The sequence below is a fragment of the Rathayibacter sp. AY1D5 genome (assembly GCF_002932515.1).
Taxonomy (GTDB): Bacteria; Actinomycetota; Actinomycetes; order Actinomycetales; family Microbacteriaceae; genus Rathayibacter.
The window spans coordinates 38,981-58,431 of sequence record NZ_PSVU01000015.1 but is presented as its reverse complement, the minus strand read 5'-3'; the positions used below and the strand labels follow the sequence as shown (position 1 = coordinate 58,431).

Sequence of the window (19,451 nt, the reverse complement as noted above, 5' to 3'; positions counted from 1 at the left end):
CGCTACTGGTCGGCGCGGCGCGGGGTCTGCTCGGGGATGACCGCGACTCCGGTGAGCGCGGCCGTCGTGACGCGCCGGCTCTTCGCACGGCCCTGGCCGGGCTGCTTCGGGGCCGGCAGAGCGTCGAGCACGGAGTCGAGCAGGTGCTCGGCGACCTCGCTGCGGACGCGGCGCGGAGGCGTGACCGGCGCGATCGGGATGTCGAGGATCGGCGCGGCAGCGGCCGGCTCGATCTCCTTCTCGACCGGGGTCTCGACGGGAGCCGACTCGACGGCCGCCGTCTCGGCGGCCTCCTGGCGCGGCTCGCGGTCGCGGCTGCGACGACGGCGCTCGCCCCGGGCGGGACGCTCGCCGCGACGACTCGGCTCGGACGGCTGCTCCTCGGGTGCCGTGGCGGACTCCTCCGGCGCCATGGCCTCGACGGTCTCGGCGGCGTCCTCGACCAGCGCGGCCGCCTCCTCCGCCGCCTGGCGCACGGCCTGGGGGTGGATGGTGCTGGCGGCGATCTGCGCGAGCGCGTTCTTCGCGTCGTCCGTGATGGCGTGGGTGCTGATCGGCTTGGTCGCCGGCGCGCCCTGCCCGTTCTGCCCGCCGTTCGAGCGCCCGGAGGCGGCGGGCTGCTGCTCGCCGCCCTTGCCCCGGCGGCGCTGCTCCTGCTGCGGAGCGGCGGTCGACCGGTGCTTGAGCACGGGGTCGTGGTGGACGATGACGCCGCGCCCGGCGCAGATCTCGCAGTTCTCGCTGAAGGTCTCGAGCAGGCCCAGGCCCAGCTTCTTGCGGGTCATCTGCACGAGGCCGAGCGAGGTGACCTCGGCGACCTGGTGCTTCGTCCGGTCGCGGCTCAGGCACTCGACCAGGCGGCGGAGCACGAGGTCGCGGTTGGACTCGAGCACCATGTCGATGAAGTCGACGACGATGATGCCGCCGATGTCGCGCAGGCGCAGCTGGCGGACGATCTCCTCGGCCGCCTCCAGGTTGTTCTTCGTGACCGTCTCCTCGAGGTTCCCGCCCGAGCCGACGAACTTGCCGGTGTTGACGTCGACCACCGTCATCGCCTCGGTGCGGTCGATCACGAGCGAGCCGCCGCTGGGCAGCCACACCTTGCGCTCCAGCGCCTTCTCGATCTGCTCCGTGATGCGGAACTCGTCGAACGCGTCCTTGTCACCCGTGTAGACCTCGACGCGCTCGAGCAGATCGGGTGCGACCTGGCTGAGGTAGAGCTCGATGGTCTCGCGGGCGTCGTCGCCGGCGATGACCATCTTCTCGAAGTCCTCGTTGAAGACGTCGCGGACGATCTTGATCAGCAGGTCCGGCTCGCTGTGCAGGAGAGCGGGAGCCTGCCCGCTCGCGGCCTTCGCGCTGAGAGCCGTCCACTGCGCGGTCAGGCGCTCGACGTCGACGGTCAGCTGCTCCTCCGTGGCGCCCTCGGCCGCGGTCCGGACGATGACGCCCACGTTCTCGGGCAGCACCTCCTTGAGGATCTTCTTCAGGCGGGCGCGCTCGGTGTCCGGGAGCTTCCGCGAGATGCCGTTCATCGAACCGTTGGGCACGTAGACGAGGTAGCGGCCGGGGAGCGAGATCTGGCTCGTGAGACGGGCGCCCTTGTGGCCGACGGGGTCCTTCGTGACCTGGACGAGGACCCGGTCGCCGGGCTTGAGCGCGAGCTCGATCCGGCGGGGGCCGCCGGCGTTGTTCGCGGCGTCCCAGTCGACCTCGCCGGAGTAGAGCACGGCGTTGCGCCCGCGTCCGATGTCGACGAAGGCGGCCTCCATGCTCGGGAGGACGTTCTGCACGCGGCCGAGGTAGACGTTGCCGATGAGCGACGCCTCCTGCGAGCGGGCGACGTAGTGCTCGGCGAGGACGCCGTCCTCGAGCACGCCGATGCGGATGCTGTCCTCCTTCGAGCGGACGACCATGACGCGGTCGACGGCCTCCCGGCGGGCGAGGAACTCGGACTCGGTGACGACCGTGCGGCGCCGGCCGGCGTCGCGGCCGTCGCGGCGGCGCTGCTTCTTGGCCTCGAGGCGGGTCGAGCCCTTGATGCGCTGCGGCTCGGTGATGAGCTCGGGCTCGCGGGCCTCGCGCTGCTCGCGCGGCTGGCGGACCCGGACGACGGTGTTCTCGGGGTCGTCGGAGCCGGACCTCTCGCTCTCGCCGCTGCGGCGGCGCGAGCGGCGGCGGACGGAGCCCTGCTCCTCGGCCGGGCTCTCGCGCTCCTCCTGGACGCCCAGCGGCGCACCGCGGGGAGGCAGCGGAGCCAGCTCGACGTAGTCGGGCAGGACCGGCGCCTGGAACAGCAGCGACGGGCTCGGCAGTGCGGGCCGTCGCGGCTCCTCCTGCTCGGCGCCCGGAGTCTGCGGGAGGGCGTTGAAGAACACCGCGCCCGTCGACGTCGACGGCTCGGCCGCCTCCGCGGCGCTCCCGGTCTCGGGCAGCTCGGTGCCCTCGGCTCCGGTCTGGTCGGTCTCGTTGCTGTCGATGATCGTCTCCCCTGTCGCTGGCGCGCTCGACTCGGTCCGCCGGGTAGCCCGGCGGCCACCGAAGAGGCGGCTGATCTTCCTGGCCCCGCTGCGGGGCTCGTCGCGGTCCCGATCGGATCCGCTCGTACTGTTGTCTTCCACCATTCCTGGTGCACTCCTCGGCCGGGTCGTCCGCCGCGTCGTCTTCCCGGATGCTTCTCTCGTGCGAGGGGCCTCGGCCCGCCGCGAATCCTTCCGCTCCCCCGGTCCCGTCGCGCTCGTGGCGCGGGACTCCGGTTGCAGCTGCACTCTCGGAACTGACTATCCGACACTCGCTCCTCCGCGGTGCGACCTGCGGTCGACTCCCGGCGGAGCGGAGATCCGGCGCGTCCATTCGCGGAACGCTGTCGATCTCCTGTGGCCCGGTACTCGCCCGGTAAACCTTCTTCGCGTCGATGCGGGGTCCCCCGGACCGACGGCTCCGATTATCGCACGCATTCCCAGAGGCGCCGATCCGGCGCGTGCCATAATCCCCCGGTGTCCAGCGATCCCGGGGTGCGCGACGCCCCCACCCAGCAGCGCCCCGTCGTCTTCGCCGTCCTGCTGATCGTCCTCGGCGTGATCGGCTGGACCGCCGCCTTCGCCCTCACGAACGACAAGTTCGCCGCTCTCGAGAACCCGGATGCGGGCCTCGGCTGCGACTTCAGCCTGCTCGTGCAGTGCAGTGCGAACCTGAACTCGGTGCAGGGCGCGGTCTTCGGCTTCCCGAACCCTCTCATCGGCCTGGCGGCCTGGATCGCGCCGATCGTGGTGGGGCTGGGCCTGCTCGCGGGCGCCCGGTTCGACCGGTGGTTCTGGGCGGCCTTCAACGTCGGCTTCCTGCTGGCCCTGGTGTTCGTGGGCTGGCTCATCGCGACGAGCGTCTTCGCGCTCGGAACGCTCTGCCCCTGGTGCATGCTCACCTGGGCCGTCGTCATCCCGGGCTTCTGGCTGGTGACGCTCCGCAACCTCCGTGAGGGCGTGTTCCCCGTCCCCGCCGGGGTGCGCCGCTTCGCCGGTGCCGCCTACGGCTGGGTCCCGTTCATCACGCTGCTCTGCTACCTGCTGATCGCGGTGATCGCGCAGGTGAGGCTGAACGTGCTCGCCTACCTCTGACGGACGTCGTCAGAGGCAGGCCGCCGAGCGGCTCAGGCGAACCAGAGGCCGAGCTCGCGCGCGGCCGACTCCTCGGAGTCGGACCCGTGCACGAGGTTCTGCTGGACCTTGAGGCCCCAGTCGCGGCCGAGGTCGCCGCGGATGGTGCCGGGAGCGGCCGTGGTCGGGTCGGTGGTGCCGGCGAGGGCGCGGAAGCCCTCGATCACACGGTCGCCCGCGATGCGCAGGGCGACGATCGGGCCGCTCTCCATGAACTCGACGAGCGGCTCGTAGAAGGGCTTTCCCTCGTGCTCGGCGTAGTGGGCGGCGAGCAGCTCGCGGTCGGCCTCGACGAGCTTCACGTCGACGAGGGAGTAGCCCTTCGCCTCGATGCGGCGGAGGATCTCGCCGGTGAGGTTGCGGGCGACGCCGTCGGGCTTGACGAGGACGAGGGTCTCCTGAGTGGCCATGGTTCAGCGGTCTCCTTCGGTGGGGTCGGTGGGCTCCGCCGCCCGGCGCGTCTGAGCGTCGAGGCGGGTGCCGGTCACCATGCAGTACGTCCACAGCGCCACGAAGGCGGCGCCGATCACGTACATGATCGGGACCAGCAGGCCCGAGGCCACGATAACGAACTGCAGCACCCAGCCGATGCGGAAGCCGACCGGCCGGTTCAGCAGGCCCAGAGTGGCGACGAGCGCGAGGCAGACCACCGCTCCCCCGACCAGCACGATCACGGGGTCGGCCGCCTTCAGCCCGAAGGCCACCAGGGTGGCGAGGAAGACGATGACCGCCTCGAAGCCGAGCACGATCGAGCCGAGGCTCTCCCGGACGGTCCGCGAGCGCCGCGGGCGCCCGGCCCTCACGCGCCCAGCCAGTTCTCGTCGCGGGCCGCGGTGATCGTGCGGCCGACGAGGGTGATCGAGCCCGTGACCAGCAGGGCGCCCTTGTCGGTGCGCGCCGCGAGGACGCGACCGGCCGTGAGAGCACCCAGCGGGTCGTCGGCGACGCGGACCGCCTCCTCCGGGAACACGGTGCGGGCGAGCGCGGCGAGCTCCTCGGCGGGCATCGCCCGATCGCTCGGCGCCGTGGTCACGATCAGCTCGTCCACCACGGGGCGGAGCTCCCGGAGGATCCCCTCGGCGTCCTTCTCGGCCAGCACGCCGAGGACGGCCGTCACGCGGTCGAAGTCGAAGTAGCGGCCGAGAGCGGCGGCGAGGGACGCGGCACCGTGCGGGTTGTGCGCCGCGTCGACGACGGTGCGCGGAGCGAGTCCGACGAGCTGCAGGCGGCCCGGGGAGGTCGCGGCGGCGAAGCCCTCGTCGAGGACGTCGCCGGTGAGCTCCTGCGTCCCGCCTCCCAGGAACGTCTCGACCGCGGCGACGGCCACGGCGGCGTTCTCGGCCTGGTGGTCGCCGAAGAACGGCAGCAGCAGCTGCTCGTACGTGGTGACGAGTCCCCGCACGGTGACGACCTGGCCGCCGACGGCGACGGTCGTCGACTCGACGTCGAACTCCGCCCCCTCGACGACGATCGTCGACTCGGTGGCCTCGGCCGCGTGCCGCAGCACCGCCTCCGCCTCCGGGACCTGCCTCGCGGAGACCACCGAGGCGAGCGGCTTGACGATGCCCGACTTGGTGCGCGCGATCTCCTCGATCGTCGAGCCGAGGCGGTCGGTGTGGTCGAGGGCGATCGGCGTGAAGACGGCGACCTGCGCGTCGGCGACGTTCGTCGAGTCCCACTCGCCGCCCATCCCCACCTCGACGACGGCCACATCGACCGGCGCGTCGGCGAAGGCCGCGTAGGCCAGGACGGTGATCGCCTCGAAGAAGGACAGCGGCGCCTCGCCCTGCTCGGCCAGCTCGGCGTCGGTCATCCGCAGGTACGGCTCGACGTCCTGCCAGTTGTCGGCGAGGCTCCGGTCCGAGATCGGCTCTCCGTCGATGACGATGCGCTCGTTGAAGCGCTCGAGGTGCGGACTGGTGAACAGGCCCACCCGCAGCCCGTGGGCGCGCAACAGGCTCTCGATCATCCGGCTGGTCGAGGTCTTGCCGTTGGTTCCGGCGATCTGGATCACCGGGTAGGCGCGCTGCGGGTCGCCGAGGATCTCGACGGCGCGCCGGGTCGGAGCGAGGCGCGGGCGGACGCTCGCCTCGCCCAGGCGCTCCAGCAGCGCGGCGTAGACGGCGTCGGCGGCCGCGCGGTCGGCGTCGTCCGGCTCGAACGGATCAGACATCGGCGGCCTCGACCTTCTCGACGCGGATGATGGCGGTGCCCGCGGGGCCGAAGGCGATCGCGCCCTCGCCGCCCTCGAGAGCCGTGGTGAGCGGAGTGAACGCGCATCCGGTCGCGAGGGTCTCCTCCGCGATCCAGAGCGCGTGCGGCTCGAGCGCCTGCAGGCTCGGCTCGTCGAGCACGACCTCCAGGACGATCCGGTCGCTGACCTCGAACCCGGCCGCCTTGCGGGCGTCCTGCACCGCGCGGATGAGGTCGCGGGCGAGCCCCTCCGCTTCGAGCTCGGGGGTGGTCGCCGTGTCGAGGAGCACGAAGCCCCCGCGCGGGAGCAGGGCGATGGCGCGGTCGTCGCCGGCCGAGCCGCCGACCTCGAGCGTGAGCTCGTACTCGCCCTCGACCAGCTCGACGCCGCCGGCGGTGACGACACCGTCCGTCTCGCTCCAGTCGCCGGCCTTGGCGGCCCTGATCACGGTCTGCACGCCCTTGCCGAGTCGGGGCCCGGCGGCGCGCGCGTTGACCGCGAGACGGGAGGTGACGCCGTAGTCGGCGGCGCTGGAGTCGACCAGCGGCACCAGCGACACCTCCTTCACGTTCAGCTCGTCGCGGAGGATCGCCTCGAACGGCGCGAGCTCGGCGGCGTCGGCGACCACCACGGTCAGGCGCGCGAGCGGCAGGCGGACGCGGAGCCCGGCCTGCTTGCGGAGGGAGAGCGCGGTGGACGAGATGCCGCGGACCGCGTCCATCGCGTGCACGAGCGCCGGGTCGGCGGGGAACTCGTCCGCCTCCGGCCAGTCGGTGAGGTGGACGCTGCGGCTGCCGGTCAGGCCCTGCCAGATCTGCTCCGTGACCAGAGGCAGGAGCGGGGCGGCGACGCGGCACACGGTCTCGAGGACCGTGTAGAGCGTGTCGAACGCCTCCGATCCGCGGCCGTCCTCGTCGACGCCCTGCCAGAAGCGGTCGCGGGAGCGGCGCACGTACCAGTTCGTGAGCACGTCGCTGAAGTCGCGGAGCGCGGCGGCCGCGAGCGTGGAGTCCAGCGCCTCGAGCCGGCCGGTCACCGTCTCGACCAGATCGCGGGTCTTGGCCAGCAGGTAGCGGTCGAGGACGTCCTCGGAGCCGGTGCGCCTGGTCGCCTCGTAGCCGCCGCCCGCCGAGGCGTTGGCGTAGAGGGAGAAGAAGTACCAGGTGCTCCACAGCGGCAGCAGCACCTGGCGGACGCCCTCGCGGATGCCCTCCTCCGTCACGACGAGGTTGCCGCCCCGGAGGACCGGGCTCGACATCAGGAACCAGCGCATGGCGTCGGAGCCGTCGCGGTCGAAGACCTCGGCCACGTCCGGGTAGTTGCGCAGCGACTTGGACATCTTCTGCCCGTCGTTGCCCAGCACGATGCCGTGGCTGACCACGTTGCGGAACGCCGGGCGGTCGAAGAGCGCGGTGGAGAGCACGTGCAGCGTGTAGAACCAGCCGCGCGTCTGCCCGATGTACTCGACGATGAAGTCCGCTGGGTTGTGGGTGTCGAACCAGTCCGCGTTCTCGAACGGGTAGTGCACCTGGGCGAAGGGCATCGATCCGGAGTCGAACCAGACGTCGAGGACGTCGCTGATCCGGCGCATCGTCGAGCGCCCGGTCGGGTCGTCGGGGTTCGGGCGGGTCAGCTCGTCGATGAACGGCCGGTGCAGGTCGTCCGGGCGCACGCCGAAGTCGCGCTCCAGCTCGTCCAGCGAGCCGTAGACGTCGATCCGCGGGTACTCCGGGTCGTCGCTCTTCCACACCGGGATCGGCGAGCCGAAGTAGCGGTTGCGGCTGATGGACCAGTCGCGCGCGCCCGAGAGCCACTTGCCGAACTGGCCGTCCTTGACGTTCTCGGGGACCCAGGTGATCTCCTGGTTGAGCTCCTCCATGCGGTCGCGGATCGCGGTGACGCGGACGAACCAGCTCGAGACCGCCTTGTAGATCAGCGGGTTGCGGCAGCGCCAGCAGTGCGGGTACGAGTGCTCGTAGCTCGCCTGGCGGAGCAGCCGGTGGCCCGCGCGCAGGAGCTGCGTGAGGGGCTTGTTCGCATCGAAGACCTGGAGGCCGGCGACCTCGCTGATCTGCGGCAGGAAGCGGCCGCCGTCGTCGACCGAGATGATGACGGGGATGCCCGCCGCCTCGCAGACCTTCTGGTCGTCCTCGCCGTAGGCGGGCGCCTGGTGCACGATGCCGGTGCCCTCGCTGGTGGTCACGTAGTCGGCGACGAGGATGCGCCACGCGTTCTGCGTGCCCCAGGCCTCGGTGTCCGCGTAGTGGTCCCAGAGGCGGTCGTAGCTGATCCCCTCGAGCTCGGAGCCGCGGTGGGTGCGCGAGACGGCGGCCAGGGCCGACTCCGCGTCCGGATAGCCGAGGTCCTTCGCGTAGGCGCCGACCTGGTCGATGGCGAGCAGGTACTCGGCCGAGAGCTCGCGCTCCTCGGGCTCGCCCCTGCCGTCGGCCGCGCCGTTCGGGCCGGCTGGGACGACCGCGTACTCGATGTCGGGCCCGACGGCGAGCGCGAGGTTCGTCGGCAGCGTCCACGGCGTCGTCGTCCACGCGAGAGCGCGGACCGCCGTCAGCTGGAGCGCCTCCGCCGTCTCGCCGACCAGCGGGAAGGTGACGGTGACCGTCTGGTCCTGGCGCATCTTGTAGACGTCGTCGTCCATCCGCAGCTCGTGGTTCGAGAGCGGCGTCTGGTCGCGCCAGCAGTACGGCAGCACGCGGTGGCCCTCGTAGGCGAGGCCCTTGTCGTAGAGCTGCTTGAACGCCCAGATCACCGACTCCATGAAGGTGGGGTCGAGCGTCTTGTAGTCGTCGTCGAAGTCGACCCAGCGCGCCTGGCGGGTGACGTAGTCCTGCCACTCCCCGGTGTAGCGCAGCACCGACTCCTTCGCGGCGACGTTGAAGGCCGCGACGCCCATCTCCTCGATCTGGGACTTGTCGGTGATGCCGAGCTGCCGCTCCGCCTCGAGCTCGGCGGGCAGGCCGTGGGTGTCCCAGCCGAAGCGGCGGTGCACCTGGCGTCCGCGCATCGTCTCGAAGCGGGGGAAGACGTCCTTGGCGTAGCCGGTGAGGAGGTGCCCGTAGTGCGGCAGGCCGTTGGCGAAGGGCGGGCCGTCGTAGAAGACCCACTCCGGCGCTTCCTCGCGCTGCCGGATCGACTCCTGGAAGGTGTCGTCCGCCTTCCAGTACGCGAGCACGCGCTCCTCGATCTCGGGGAAGCGCGGCGACGGGGACACGCCCCGGCCGAACGCGGAGCCCTCGGTTGGCTCGGCTCCGTGCGGGGTGGGCGGGGTCAGGGGGTAGGTCACGTGCGGTCTCCTGGCAGTGCTGCTGGTCTGCACGAGGACGGCCCGCCCGGATCTCAGACCCCGGGCCGGGTCGCGGTACCACCTCGCTTGGACCGGTCGGCCGGTCGCTCCCGGAGGAGTGCCCGCTGACGCGTTCCCACTCGATCGGCTGTCACGGGCCGCACCCGTCCGGGTCTACTGGGCGCAGGCCGGAGCCGGCGCCGTTCTTCCGGAGACTCACCGGTGATGGCCGGGTCGAAGTCGTCCGGCGCTATCCTAGCGCGTCGGGGGAAGCGGAGCAGGAGCGGGTCATGGTGCGAGGAGTGCAGCGCGGACGGCCCCGCGCGTCGTCGCGCTCCATGCTGGAGGACGCCGCTCTGGACCTCTTCGTCGAGCAGAGCTACGCGGGCACGACGATCGAGCAGATCGCCCAGCGCGCGGGCGTCTCGCGCAACACCTTCTTCAACTACTTCGAGTCCAAGAGCGACGTCTTCTGGGTGCTGGTCGACGATCGGCTGGCCGAGCTCCCGGAGGCGCTGGCCGAGACGGCGGCCGGGGCGCCGGTGATGGACGCGCTCGGCGACGCGCTGCTCGCGATCGGCTCCGGCTTCGGACCCGCGACGGTGCCGTGGGTGCTCACCCAGTCCGAGATGATCGGCAGCGTCCACGAGCTGCAGGCGTCGGCCCTCGGCCGCCTCGCCCGGCAGGCGGCCGTGATCGCCCGCTTCGTGGAGGAGCGGAGCGCGCGCCCGCTGCCCTCGCACCTCTCGCGCGCCATCGCCTACGCGAGCGTCGGAGCCGCGGTGGCGGCCGTGCAGGCCTGGGCCGCGGCGGGCCCCACCCGCGGCGAGCTCGTGCCCTACCTCGACGAGGCGCTCGCGCCCGTCCGCGCCGGCTTCGCCCCCGTCGTCGACTGACCCGGCTCCCGCCGCTCCGGTAGAATCGTCGCGGCCGGCGGGCGACTCGCCCCGGAGCCCCCATCCAGGCACCATCACCACCGACACGGTGCCGCCCATAGCGAACCGGAGCATCATGACCCTCGCCGACCGCCTCCCCGCGAAGCCCGCCCTCGAGGGCCTGGAGGGCACGTGGGGCCTCCGCTGGCAGGCCGACGGGACCTACCGGTTCGACCGCACCGGCCTCACCCGCGCCGACGTCTACTCGATCGACACCCCGCCGCCCACCGCGTCCGGGTCGCTGCACATCGGGCACGTCTTCTCCTACACGCACACCGACGTCGTCGCGCGGTTCCAGCGGATGCGCGGCAAGAGCGTCTTCTACCCGATGGGCTGGGACGACAACGGCCTGCCCACCGAGCGCCGCGTGCAGAACTACTACGGTGTGCGCTGCGACCCGACGCTCCCCTACGAGCCCGGCTTCACGCCTCCGTTCGAGGGCGGCGACAACAAGAGCAGCAAGGCCGCCGACCAGAAGCCGATCTCGCGCCGCAACTTCGTCGAGCTGTGCGAGCGCCTCACCGTCGAGGACGAGAAGCAGTTCGAGGACGTCTGGCGGGCCCTGGGCCTGTCCGTCGACTGGTCGCAGAGCTACCGGACCATCGGCGACGAGTCGCAGGCCGCCTCGCAGCGCGCCTTCCTCCGCAACCTCGCCCGCGGCGAGGCCTACCAGGCGCAGGCCCCGACGCTCTGGGACATCACCTTCCGGACCGCCGTCGCCCAGGCGGAGCTCGAGGACAAGGACCAGCCCGGCGCCTACCACCGCCTCGGCTTCCACCGCGAGGGCGGCGAGGACGTCTTCATCGAGACGACCCGTCCCGAGCTGCTGCCGGCCTGCGTCGCCCTCGTCGCGCATCCCGACGACGAGCGCTACCAGGCGCTGTTCGGCACCACCGTCCGCACGCCGCTCTTCGACGTCGAGGTCCCGGTGCTCGCGCACCACCTCGCGCAGAAGGACAAGGGCTCGGGCATCGCGATGATCTGCACCTTCGGCGACATCACGGACGTGGTCTGGTGGCGCGAGCTCGACCTGCCCAACCGCGCGATCATCGGCTTCGACGGCCGCCTGATCTCGGAGGCGCCCGCCGCGATCACGAGCGACGGGGGCCGCGCCGCGTACGAGCAGCTCGCCGGCAAGACCGTCTTCTCCGCGAAGCAGGCCGTCGTGGCACTGCTGAAGGAGTCCGGCGAGATGGTCGGCGACCCGCGCCCCATCACCCATCAGGTCAAGTTCTTCGAGAAGGGCGACAAGCCGCTCGAGATCGTGTCGACCCGCCAGTGGTACATCGGCAACGGCGCTCGCGACGCGGTGCTCAAGGAGCGCCTGCTGGAGCTCGGCCGCGACGTGCGCTTCGTGCCGGAGTTCATGCGCGTCCGCTACGAGAACTGGGTGAACGGCCTCTCCGGCGACTGGCTGATCTCGCGCCAGCGCTTCTTCGGCGTGCCGATCCCGGTGTGGTACCCGCTCGACGGCGACGGCAGCCCCGTCTTCGACTCCCCGATCGTGCCGGACGAGGCGGCGCTGCCGGTGGATCCCTCCAGCGACCCGGCCCCCGGCTACTCGGAGGACCAGCGCGGAGCGGCGGGCGGCTTCCAGGGCGAGCTCGACGTGATGGACACCTGGGCGACCTCCTCGCTGACCCCGCAGCTCGCGGGCGGCTGGGAGCGGGACGACGAGCTCTGGCAGCTGGTCGCTCCCTACGACCTGCGCCCGCAGGGCCAGGACATCATCCGCACCTGGCTCTTCTCGACCCTCCTGCGCTCGCAGCTCGAGGACGGCCGCGCCCCGTGGAGCACGGCGACCGTCTCCGGCTTCATCGTCGACCCCGACCGCAAGAAGATGTCGAAGTCGAAGGGCAACGTGGTCACTCCCGCCGCGATGCTCGAGCAGCACGGCTCGGACGCGGTCCGCTACTGGGCCGCCTCCTCGCGCCTGGGTACCGACGCGGCCTTCGACCCGCAGAACCCGACGCAGATCAAGATCGGCCGCCGACTGGCGATCAAGATCCTCAACGCGGCGAAGTTCATCCACGGCTTCCCTCTCGCCGAGGGCGCCGAGGTCACCGACCCTCTCGACCTCAGCATGCTGGCCACCCTCGACACCGTGGTCGCCGACGCGACGACGGCGCTCGAGAACTACGACCACGCCCGCGCTCTCGAGACGACGGAGGCGTTCTTCTGGACGTTCTGCGACGACTACCTGGAGCTGGTGAAGGAGCGCGCGTACAGCGAGGACGGCGCGTCCGCCGCGGCCGCCCTGCACCGGGCGCTCGACGTCCTCCAGCGCCTGTTCGCGCCGTTCCTGCCGTTCGCGACGGAGGAGACCTGGTCGTGGTCGCACGACGACTCGGTGCACCTGCGCCCCTGGCCGGCCGTCGAGGGCCTGGGCGGCGACCCCGCCGTCCTGGCCGCGGCGAGCTCCGTCCTCACGGCCATCCGGCGCGCGAAGACCGATGCGAAGGCCTCGCAGAAGACGCCGGCCCGCTCCGCCCTGGTGACGGCGCCCGCCGAGCTCGTCGCGTCTCTCCGACTCGCCGCGGGAGACCTCGCGGCCGTCGGCAGGATCGCGACGCTCGACTTCGCCGAGGGCGACGCCCTCGCGGTCGGCATCGAGCTCGAGACCGAGGCGTAGCGCCGCTCCCGGGAGGCGGGAACCGTCCCGCCTCCCTCCCCACCGTCGAGAGGACCCCTCCCATGCAGCTCGGAACCCGCTGGTCGGTCGGCCAGGTGCCGCCGCAGACCCTCCCCGAGATCGTCGTCACCGCCATCGGCGACGTCGAGGGCGAGCTCACCGCGGCCGGCACGGCGACCGCCGACTGGCGCTGGACGCTCACCTGGCTCGAGGGCAGGCCCGTCCTCGAACTCGACGACGGCACGACGATCACCTACCGTCCTGACGATGATGCTGCCTACATCACGCAGCCGCAGGGCCGCGTGGAGGGCGAGGACGACGACGACTGGGGCTGACGCCCCTTCGCGGCGCGGTCGTCGAGTCCGGTGAGCGCGCGCGTCCTGCGATCCTGAGTCGGAGCCCTCTCCCCCGCTCGCGCTCTAGGCTCGCAGGATGAGCGCACCCGATCCCGTCGCCGTCCTGCTCGAGCCGAGCGGACTCCCCCACGGGCTCCCCGACTTCGCCGCCGTCGACCCCGAGGCCTACCGCCCGGCGTTCCTCGAGGCCCTCCGCCGGCACCGCGCCGAGATCGACGCGATCGCCGGCGCCTCCGAGCCGCCGACCGTCGAGAACACCCTCGTCGCCCTCGAGCGGGCGGGCCGCGAGCTGCGCCGGGTGAGCGCCGTCTTCTTCACCGTCGCCGCCTCCGACCGCACTCCGCTCACCGACGCTCTGGAGGCCGAGCTCGCTCCGCTGCTCTCGGCCCACAGCGATGCGATCAGCCTCGACCCGCGCCTGTTCGCCCGTCTCCGCGCTCTCGCCGAGCAGTCGACGGAGCTCGACCTCGACGCCGAGACGGCCTACCTCCTCGAGCGGAGGATCACCGGGTTCGAGCGCTCCGGTGCGCTCCTCGACGACGCGGGGAAGGCACGGCTCGGCGAGCTGAACGAGCAGCTGTCGACCCTGACCACGCGCTTCGAGAAGGACCTGCTCGCCGAGTCGAACGACCGGGCGGTCCTCCTCGAGGACGTCGCCGGCCTCGACGGGCTCGACGAGTCCGACGTCTCGGCCGCCGCGCGCGCCGCCGCCGACCGCGGCGTCGACGGCTGGCTGATCACCCTGCCCCTCTACTCCGGCCACCCCTGGCTCGCGCGTCTGCGCGACCGCGGCGTCCGCGAGCGCGTCCTGCGCGCCTCTGTCGGCCGCGGTGCGGAAGGCGGGCCGCACGACACCACCGCGACTCTGCAGCAGATCGTCGCGCTGCGGGCCGAGCGCGCAGCTCTGCTGGGCGCGGCCTCGCACGCCGATTTCGTGATCTCGGGCCAGACCGCGGGCTCGCCGGAGCGCGTCCTGTCGCTGCTGCGCGAGCTCGCCGCTCCCGCCGCCCGGAACGCGAGGATCGAACTCGAGCGGATGCAGGCCTCCGCCGACGCCGAGCAGGACGCCGCCGGAGCGCCGCGCTTCACGATCGAGGCGTGGGATCGCGCCTACTACGAGGAGCGCGTGCGGTCGGAGAGCTACTCCGTCGACTCCAGCGCACTGCGTCCCTTCTTCGAGCTGGAGCGGGTGCTCCGGCACGGCGTGTTCGCCGCCGCCACCGGTCTCTACGGCGTCCGCTTCTCGGAGCGGAGCGACCTGGCCGGCTACAGCGAGCACGTCCGCGTGTTCGAGGTGCACGAGGAGGACGGGACGCCGCTGGGCCTGTTCCTGCTCGATCCCTTCACCCGCGACTCGAAGCGCGGCGGGGCGTGGATGAACTCCCTGTCCAGCCGCACCTCGCTGCTCGGCGACTCCGCCGTCGTCGTGAACAACCTGAACCTGTCGGCTCCGGGCGCGGGCGAGCCCGCCCTTCTCAGCCTCGACGAGGTGGAGACGCTGTTCCACGAGTTCGGGCACGCCCTGCACGGCCTGTTCGCGAGCACGCGGTACCCGCGCTTCGCCGGTACCGCGGTGTTCCGGGACTTCGTCGAGTTCCCGAGCCAGGTGAACGAGACGTGGGTGCACCGCCCCGGGCTCCTCGCCGAGTACGCCCGCCACGTCGAGACCGGCGAGGCCCTGCCCGCGGGGACCGTCGAGCGCCTCGAGGCGTCCGCGCTGTGGGGCGAGGGCTTCGCGACGAGCGAGTACCTGGCGTCCGCCCTGCTCGACCTCGCCTGGCACTCCCTGCCGGCCCCGGTCGAGCCGCGCGACGCGGCCGCCTTCGAGCGCGACGTGCTCGACGGCGCGGGCCTCCTCCTTCCCGCCGTGCCGCCCCGCTACCGCAGCACGTACTTCGCGCACGTCTTCTCCGGCGGCTACTCCGCGGGCTACTACTCCTACATCTGGAGCGAGATCCTCGACGCGGACACGGTCGAGTGGTTCGAGGAGAACGGCGGCCTCGACCGCTCGGCGGGCGAGCGCTTCCGCCGCGGGGTGCTCGAGCTCGGCGGCTCCCGCGATCCGCTCGACGCGTACCGCGCGTTCCGCGGGCGGGATGCGCGGACCGAGCCGCTGCTCGCGCGCCGCGGCCTCCTCTAGCGGCGCCGGGGGACGAGCCAGGCGAGGAGGACGAGTCCCACGACCAGGCCCCAGAACGCCGATCCGATCCCCGCGATGGTCGTGCCGGAGGCGGTGACCAGGAGCGTCGCCGCCGCCGGCAGCCGCAGCCGCGCGTCCTCCACAGCGGCCTGCACCGCCGACACGAACACCCCCAGCAGCGCCAGACCGGCGACCGCCTCGATCAGCAGCGGGCTCGCGGAGGACACCAGCGCGGCGGCCGCTCCGGCGAACACGCCCAGCACGAGGTAGGAGGCGCCCGCCGAGACCGAGGCGACCCAGCGCTGCTCCGGCCGCGGCGAGGCCTCGGGACCCGCGGTCAGCGCGGCGCTGAGCGCGGCGTAGTTGATCGGCACGCCGCCGAAGATCGCCGAGACCCCGGAGAGAGCACCGGTCGAGACGATCCCGGGACGCGAGTGGGCCGCGAAGCCGAAGCTCGTCAGCACCGCGATGCCCGGGATGTTCTGCCCGGCCATGGTGACCACGTAGAGCGGCAGGCCGATCCCGACCATCGCTCCGATCTCGAACACCGGAGCGACGAACTGCGGCACGGGGAGCAGCGGCGCACCGGCGAGTGCCGCGCCGTCCGTCACGATCAGCAGCACGATCGCCAGGGCGATCGCGGCCGGCACCGCCCAGCGGGGCAGGAGCCGCAGGAGCAGCAGCCAGAGCAGGATCACCGGCAGCGCGAGCGCGGGGATCTCGACCGCCGCGCGCACCGGCGCCAGGACGAGCGGGAACAGGATGCCCGCGAGCATGGCGTTCGCGAGCGGCCGCGGGATGCGCGCGACGAGCCTCCCGAGCGCCGGCCACAGCCCGGTGACCACCAGCAGAGCGGAGGCGACCAGGAACGCCCCGACCGCGCGGTCGAAACCACCGGGGAGCGTCGCGGTCGCGGCCAGCAGGGCGGCTCCCGGCGTGCTCCAGGCGAAAGTCATCGGCACGCGGTAGCGGATGCTCAGCACGATGCAGAGGACCCCCTGCAGCACGCAGACGGCGAGGAGGCCCGAGGCTGCCTGCACGTCGGTGGCGCCCACCGCGACCACCCCGGCGAGCACGATCGCGAACGAGCTCGAGAAGCCGGTCAGGGCGGCGACGATCCCGGCGAGCAGCGGCTGGACGATGGCGGAGCCTCCCGGAGGATCGACCGGTACCGAGGCGACCGGACGCGCCGTCGGCGCGCTCCGCCAGGTTAGGGAAGCAGGAGCGCCGCGCCCGACGATCCGCCGGGCCAATCGCGCTGAACTGGCAGAGCGGGGCGGGGAGCGATTAGGCGCTCTTCTCCTGGCGACGGGGAGCGTGGGGCACGATCGTCGGGGCCGCGTTGTCGAGCACCGCGGCGCGGGTGACGACGACGCGCGCCACCTCGTCCGAGGAGGGCACCTCGAACATGATCGGGCCGAGCACCTCCTCGAGGATCGCGCGCAGTCCGCGAGCTCCGGTCTGGCGGAGGACCGCCAGGTCCGCGATGGCCTCGAGAGCGCCCCGGTCGAACTCGAGCTCGACGCCGTCGATCTCGAACATCCGCTGGTACTGCTTCACGAGCGCGTTGCGCGGCTCGGTGAGGATCTGCATGAGCGCGACCTGGTCCAGCTGCGTGACCGTCGTGACGACGGGGAGGCGCCCGATGAACTCGGGGATCAGCCCGAACTTGTGCAGGTCCTCCGGGAGGACCTCGCTGAAGATGTTGATCTCGTCTTCCTTGTTGTGCAGCGGGGCGCCGAAGCCGATGCCGCGCTTGCCTGCCCGCGACGAGATGATGTCCTCCAGCCCGGCGAAGGCGCCGGCGACGATGAAGAGGACGTTCGTCGTGTCGATCTGGATGAACTCCTGGTGCGGGTGCTTCCGCCCGCCCTGCGGGGGCACGGAGGCGACGGTGCCCTCGAGGATCTTGAGCAGTGCCTGCTGCACTCCCTCGCCCGAGACGTCGCGCGTGATCGAGGGGTTCTCGGCCTTCCGCGCGATCTTGTCGACCTCGTCGATGTAGATGATGCCGGTCTCGGCACGCTTGACGTCGTAGTCGGCGGCCTGGATGAGCTTGAGGAGGATGTTCTCGACGTCCTCGCCGACGTAGCCCGCCTCGGTGAGGGCCGTGGCGTCCGCGACGGCGAAGGGCACGTTGAGGCGCTTCGCGAGGGTCTGAGCGAGGTAGGTCTTCCCGCAGCCCGTGGGGCCGATGAGCAGGATGTTGCTCTTGGCGATCTCGACCTCGTCGTGGATCGCGTCGGCGGCGGTGATGGTGTTGCGGGCGCGCACGCGCTTGTAGTGGTTGTACACGGCGACGGCGAGGGCCTTCTTGGCCTGCTCCTGCCCGATCACGTACTCCTCGAGGAAGCCGAAGATCTCCTTCGGCTTCGGGAGGTCGAACTCGTGGCTCGTCTCCTCGCTCGACTCGGAGAGGCGCTCCTCGATGATCTCGTTGCAGAGCTCGACGCACTCGTCGCAGATGTAGACGCCCGGTCCCGCGATGAGCTGCTGGACCTGCTTCTGGCTCTTGCCGCAGAAGGAGCACTTCAGCAGGTCGGCGCTTTCGCCAATACGTGCCACGGGGATGCCCCACTTCCTTGTCGTGCGTCTGTCGTGCGTCGGTCGGTCGTGCAACGGAGCCCGGAGCTCCGGCCGGTGCGAGCGGGACGAGCCCCCTGACACTGCTCCGAGCCTAGCCGCTGAGCCGCGAGGGCTCGGCAGGCGGGCCGGATTCGCCGTGCCTTGCGCCTCGTGTGGCGCTTTGCTACGGCGACGGAGGACGCAGAGAGGGGCCGGGCGGCGGATCGCTCCGCCACCCGGCCCCTCCCGGACGCCCTACGCCGTGAGAGCCGGGAGGCTCTTGCGGCTGGTGAGCACCTGGTCGATCAGCCCGTACTCGAGCGCGTCGCTCGCGCCGAGGATCTTGTCGCGGTCGATATCCTTCTTGACCTGCTCGATCGAGCGGTTCGAGTGGTGCGACAGCGTCTCCTCGAGCCACTCGCGCATGCGCATGATCTCGGCGGCCTGGATCTCGATGTCCGAGGCCTGGCCCCCGCCCTGCTGCACGGCGGGCTGGTGGATGAGGATGCGCGCGTTCGGCAGCGCGAGGCGCTTGCCGGGCGTTCCCGCGGCGGTGAGCACGGCGGCGGCCGAGGCGGCCTGGCCGAGCACGACCGTCTGGATGTGCGGGCGGATGTACTGCATCGTGTCGTAGATCGCCGTCATCGCGGTGAAGGATCCACCGGGCGAGTTGATGTACATGACGATGTCGCGGTCCGGGTCCTGGCTCTCGAGCACGAGGAGCTGGGCCATGATGTCGTCCGCGGAGGCGTCGTCGACCTGGACTCCGAGGAAGATGATGCGGTCCTCGAAGAGCTTGGCGTACGGGTCCTGGCGCTTGTAGCCGTAGGCCGTGCGCTCCTCGAACGTGGGGAGGATGTAGCGCGAGGACGGTGCGGCTCCGGAGCCGAACGCCGTTCCGCCGAAGGTGGGTGTGGTCATTGTCTGTTCCTGATCTCTCGGCGCGTTCGCTGGACTACTCGTCGATGGCGGTTCCGCCACCGCCGGCCACGTCGGTCGCCGACGAGCGGATGTGGTCGACGAAGCCGTAGGCGAGGGCCTCCTCGGCGCTGAACCAGCGGTCCCGGTCGCCGTCCTCGTTGACCTGCTCGACGGTCTTGCCGGTCGCCTTGGCGGTGATCTCGGCGAGGCGCTTCTTCATGTCGAGGATGAGCTGCGCCTGGGTCTGGATGTCGGAGGCCGTGCCGCCGAAGCCGCCGTGCGGCTGGTGGAGGAGCACCCGCGCGTTCGGGGTGATGTAGCGCTTGCCCTGGGTTCCGGCGGTGAGGAGCAGCTGGCCCATGGAGGCCGCCATCCCGATGCCCACGGTCACGATGTCGTTCGGGACGAACTGCATCGTGTCGTAGATCGCCATGCCCGCGGTGATGGAGCCGCCGGGCGAGTTGATGTAGAGGTAGATGTCCCGCTCGGAGTCCTCGGCTGCCAGGAGCAGGAGCTTCGCGGCGATCTCGTTCGCGTTCTCGTCGCGCACCTCGGAACCGAGCCAGATGATCCGGTCCTTGAGCAGGCGGTCGAAAACACTGTTGGGCATAACCATGTCGGCCATGTATTGCTCCGTTTCAGTTGTCGCTTCGGAGGCGAATCTATCGGACGCCGCCAGGCCGATCCGGCCGTGTTCGCCCGGGGCGGAGCGGGAGTCGCCCGTGTTCGCCCGGGGCGGACCGGAGCCCCGCAA

Annotated in this window: 14 protein-coding genes; 5 read left to right on the top strand and 9 right to left on the bottom strand. The window is 71.7% G+C overall.

The genetic code is table 11. The features are described 5' to 3' along the window. Positions 1-2: 2 nt before the first annotated feature. Positions 3-2,624 (bottom strand): Rne/Rng family ribonuclease, encoded by a 2,622-nt coding sequence (locus tag C5C82_RS06635; protein WP_104292151.1) that lies wholly within the window; start codon positions 2,622-2,624, stop codon positions 3-5. 372 nt (positions 2,625-2,996) lie between these two features. On the opposite strand from C5C82_RS06635, the gene C5C82_RS06630 reads away from it, so the two are divergent. Further along, complete coding sequence (locus C5C82_RS06630) at positions 2,997-3,614, top strand: vitamin K epoxide reductase family protein (protein ID WP_258065401.1); 618 nt, start codon at positions 2,997-2,999, stop codon at positions 3,612-3,614. 32 nt (positions 3,615-3,646) lie between these two features. Here C5C82_RS06630 and ndk read toward each other — a convergent pair whose 3' ends face one another. From ndk to ileS, 4 genes are read right to left on the bottom strand one after another with little or no spacing between them, the layout of a single operon-like run. Next, complete coding sequence (gene ndk / locus C5C82_RS06625; protein WP_104223686.1) at positions 3,647-4,063, bottom strand: nucleoside-diphosphate kinase; 417 nt, start codon at positions 4,061-4,063, stop codon at positions 3,647-3,649. 3 nt (positions 4,064-4,066) lie between these two features. Then, entirely contained in the window at positions 4,067-4,456 is a 390-nt protein-coding gene (locus C5C82_RS06620; RefSeq protein ID WP_258060376.1) for a DUF4233 domain-containing protein, read from the bottom strand. Beyond that, on the bottom strand, positions 4,453-5,826 hold the full coding sequence (locus C5C82_RS06615; protein WP_104223687.1) for a folylpolyglutamate synthase/dihydrofolate synthase family protein: 1,374 nt from the start codon (positions 5,824-5,826) through the stop codon (positions 4,453-4,455). The genes C5C82_RS06620 and C5C82_RS06615 overlap by 4 nt, the downstream gene beginning before the upstream one ends. Next, the gene (gene ileS / locus C5C82_RS06610; protein ID WP_374953865.1) at positions 5,819-9,148 is read right to left on the bottom strand and encodes an isoleucine--tRNA ligase; all 3,330 of its coding nucleotides are present in this window, start codon (positions 9,146-9,148) and stop codon (positions 5,819-5,821) included. The genes C5C82_RS06615 and ileS overlap by 8 nt, the downstream gene beginning before the upstream one ends. A 290-nt stretch (positions 9,149-9,438) precedes the next feature. Between ileS and C5C82_RS06605 the strand changes: the two genes are divergently transcribed. From C5C82_RS06605 to C5C82_RS06590, 4 genes are all read left to right on the top strand, one after another. Further along, positions 9,439-10,044 carry a TetR/AcrR family transcriptional regulator gene (locus C5C82_RS06605; RefSeq protein ID WP_104239720.1) on the top strand — a complete coding sequence of 202 codons (606 nt, stop codon included), beginning with the start codon at positions 9,439-9,441 and terminating at the stop codon, positions 10,042-10,044. A 115-nt stretch (positions 10,045-10,159) separates the two neighbouring features. Beyond that, positions 10,160-12,715, top strand: a complete 2,556-nt coding sequence (gene valS, locus C5C82_RS06600) for a valine--tRNA ligase (protein WP_104354825.1) — start codon at positions 10,160-10,162, stop codon at positions 12,713-12,715. Positions 12,716-12,777: 62 nt separating this feature from the next. Next, positions 12,778-13,050, top strand: a complete 273-nt coding sequence (locus C5C82_RS06595) for a hypothetical protein (protein WP_104257386.1) — start codon at positions 12,778-12,780, stop codon at positions 13,048-13,050. Positions 13,051-13,147: 97 nt separating this feature from the next. Continuing rightward, positions 13,148-15,211, top strand: a complete 2,064-nt coding sequence (locus C5C82_RS06590) for a M3 family metallopeptidase (RefSeq protein WP_104292155.1) — start codon at positions 13,148-13,150, stop codon at positions 15,209-15,211. On the opposite strand, the gene C5C82_RS06585 is transcribed toward C5C82_RS06590, so the two are convergent. From C5C82_RS06585 to C5C82_RS06570, 4 genes are all read right to left on the bottom strand, one after another. After that, complete coding sequence (locus C5C82_RS06585) at positions 15,208-16,464, bottom strand: benzoate/H(+) symporter BenE family transporter (RefSeq protein WP_258065997.1); 1,257 nt, start codon at positions 16,462-16,464, stop codon at positions 15,208-15,210. The two genes, C5C82_RS06590 and C5C82_RS06585, sit on opposite strands and share 4 nt — an antisense overlap. A 34-nt stretch (positions 16,465-16,498) precedes the next feature. Continuing rightward, a complete protein-coding gene (gene clpX / locus C5C82_RS06580; protein WP_104223693.1) occupies positions 16,499-17,776 on the bottom strand; it encodes an ATP-dependent Clp protease ATP-binding subunit ClpX in 1,278 nt (425 codons plus the stop codon). A gap of 255 nt (positions 17,777-18,031) precedes the next feature. Next, complete coding sequence (locus C5C82_RS06575; RefSeq protein WP_068253282.1) at positions 18,032-18,697, bottom strand: ATP-dependent Clp protease proteolytic subunit; 666 nt, start codon at positions 18,695-18,697, stop codon at positions 18,032-18,034. Between the two features lie 34 nt (positions 18,698-18,731). After that, the gene (locus tag C5C82_RS06570) at positions 18,732-19,322 is read right to left on the bottom strand and encodes an ATP-dependent Clp protease proteolytic subunit (protein WP_097165884.1); all 591 of its coding nucleotides are present in this window, start codon (positions 19,320-19,322) and stop codon (positions 18,732-18,734) included. Positions 19,323-19,451 lie beyond the last annotated feature (129 nt).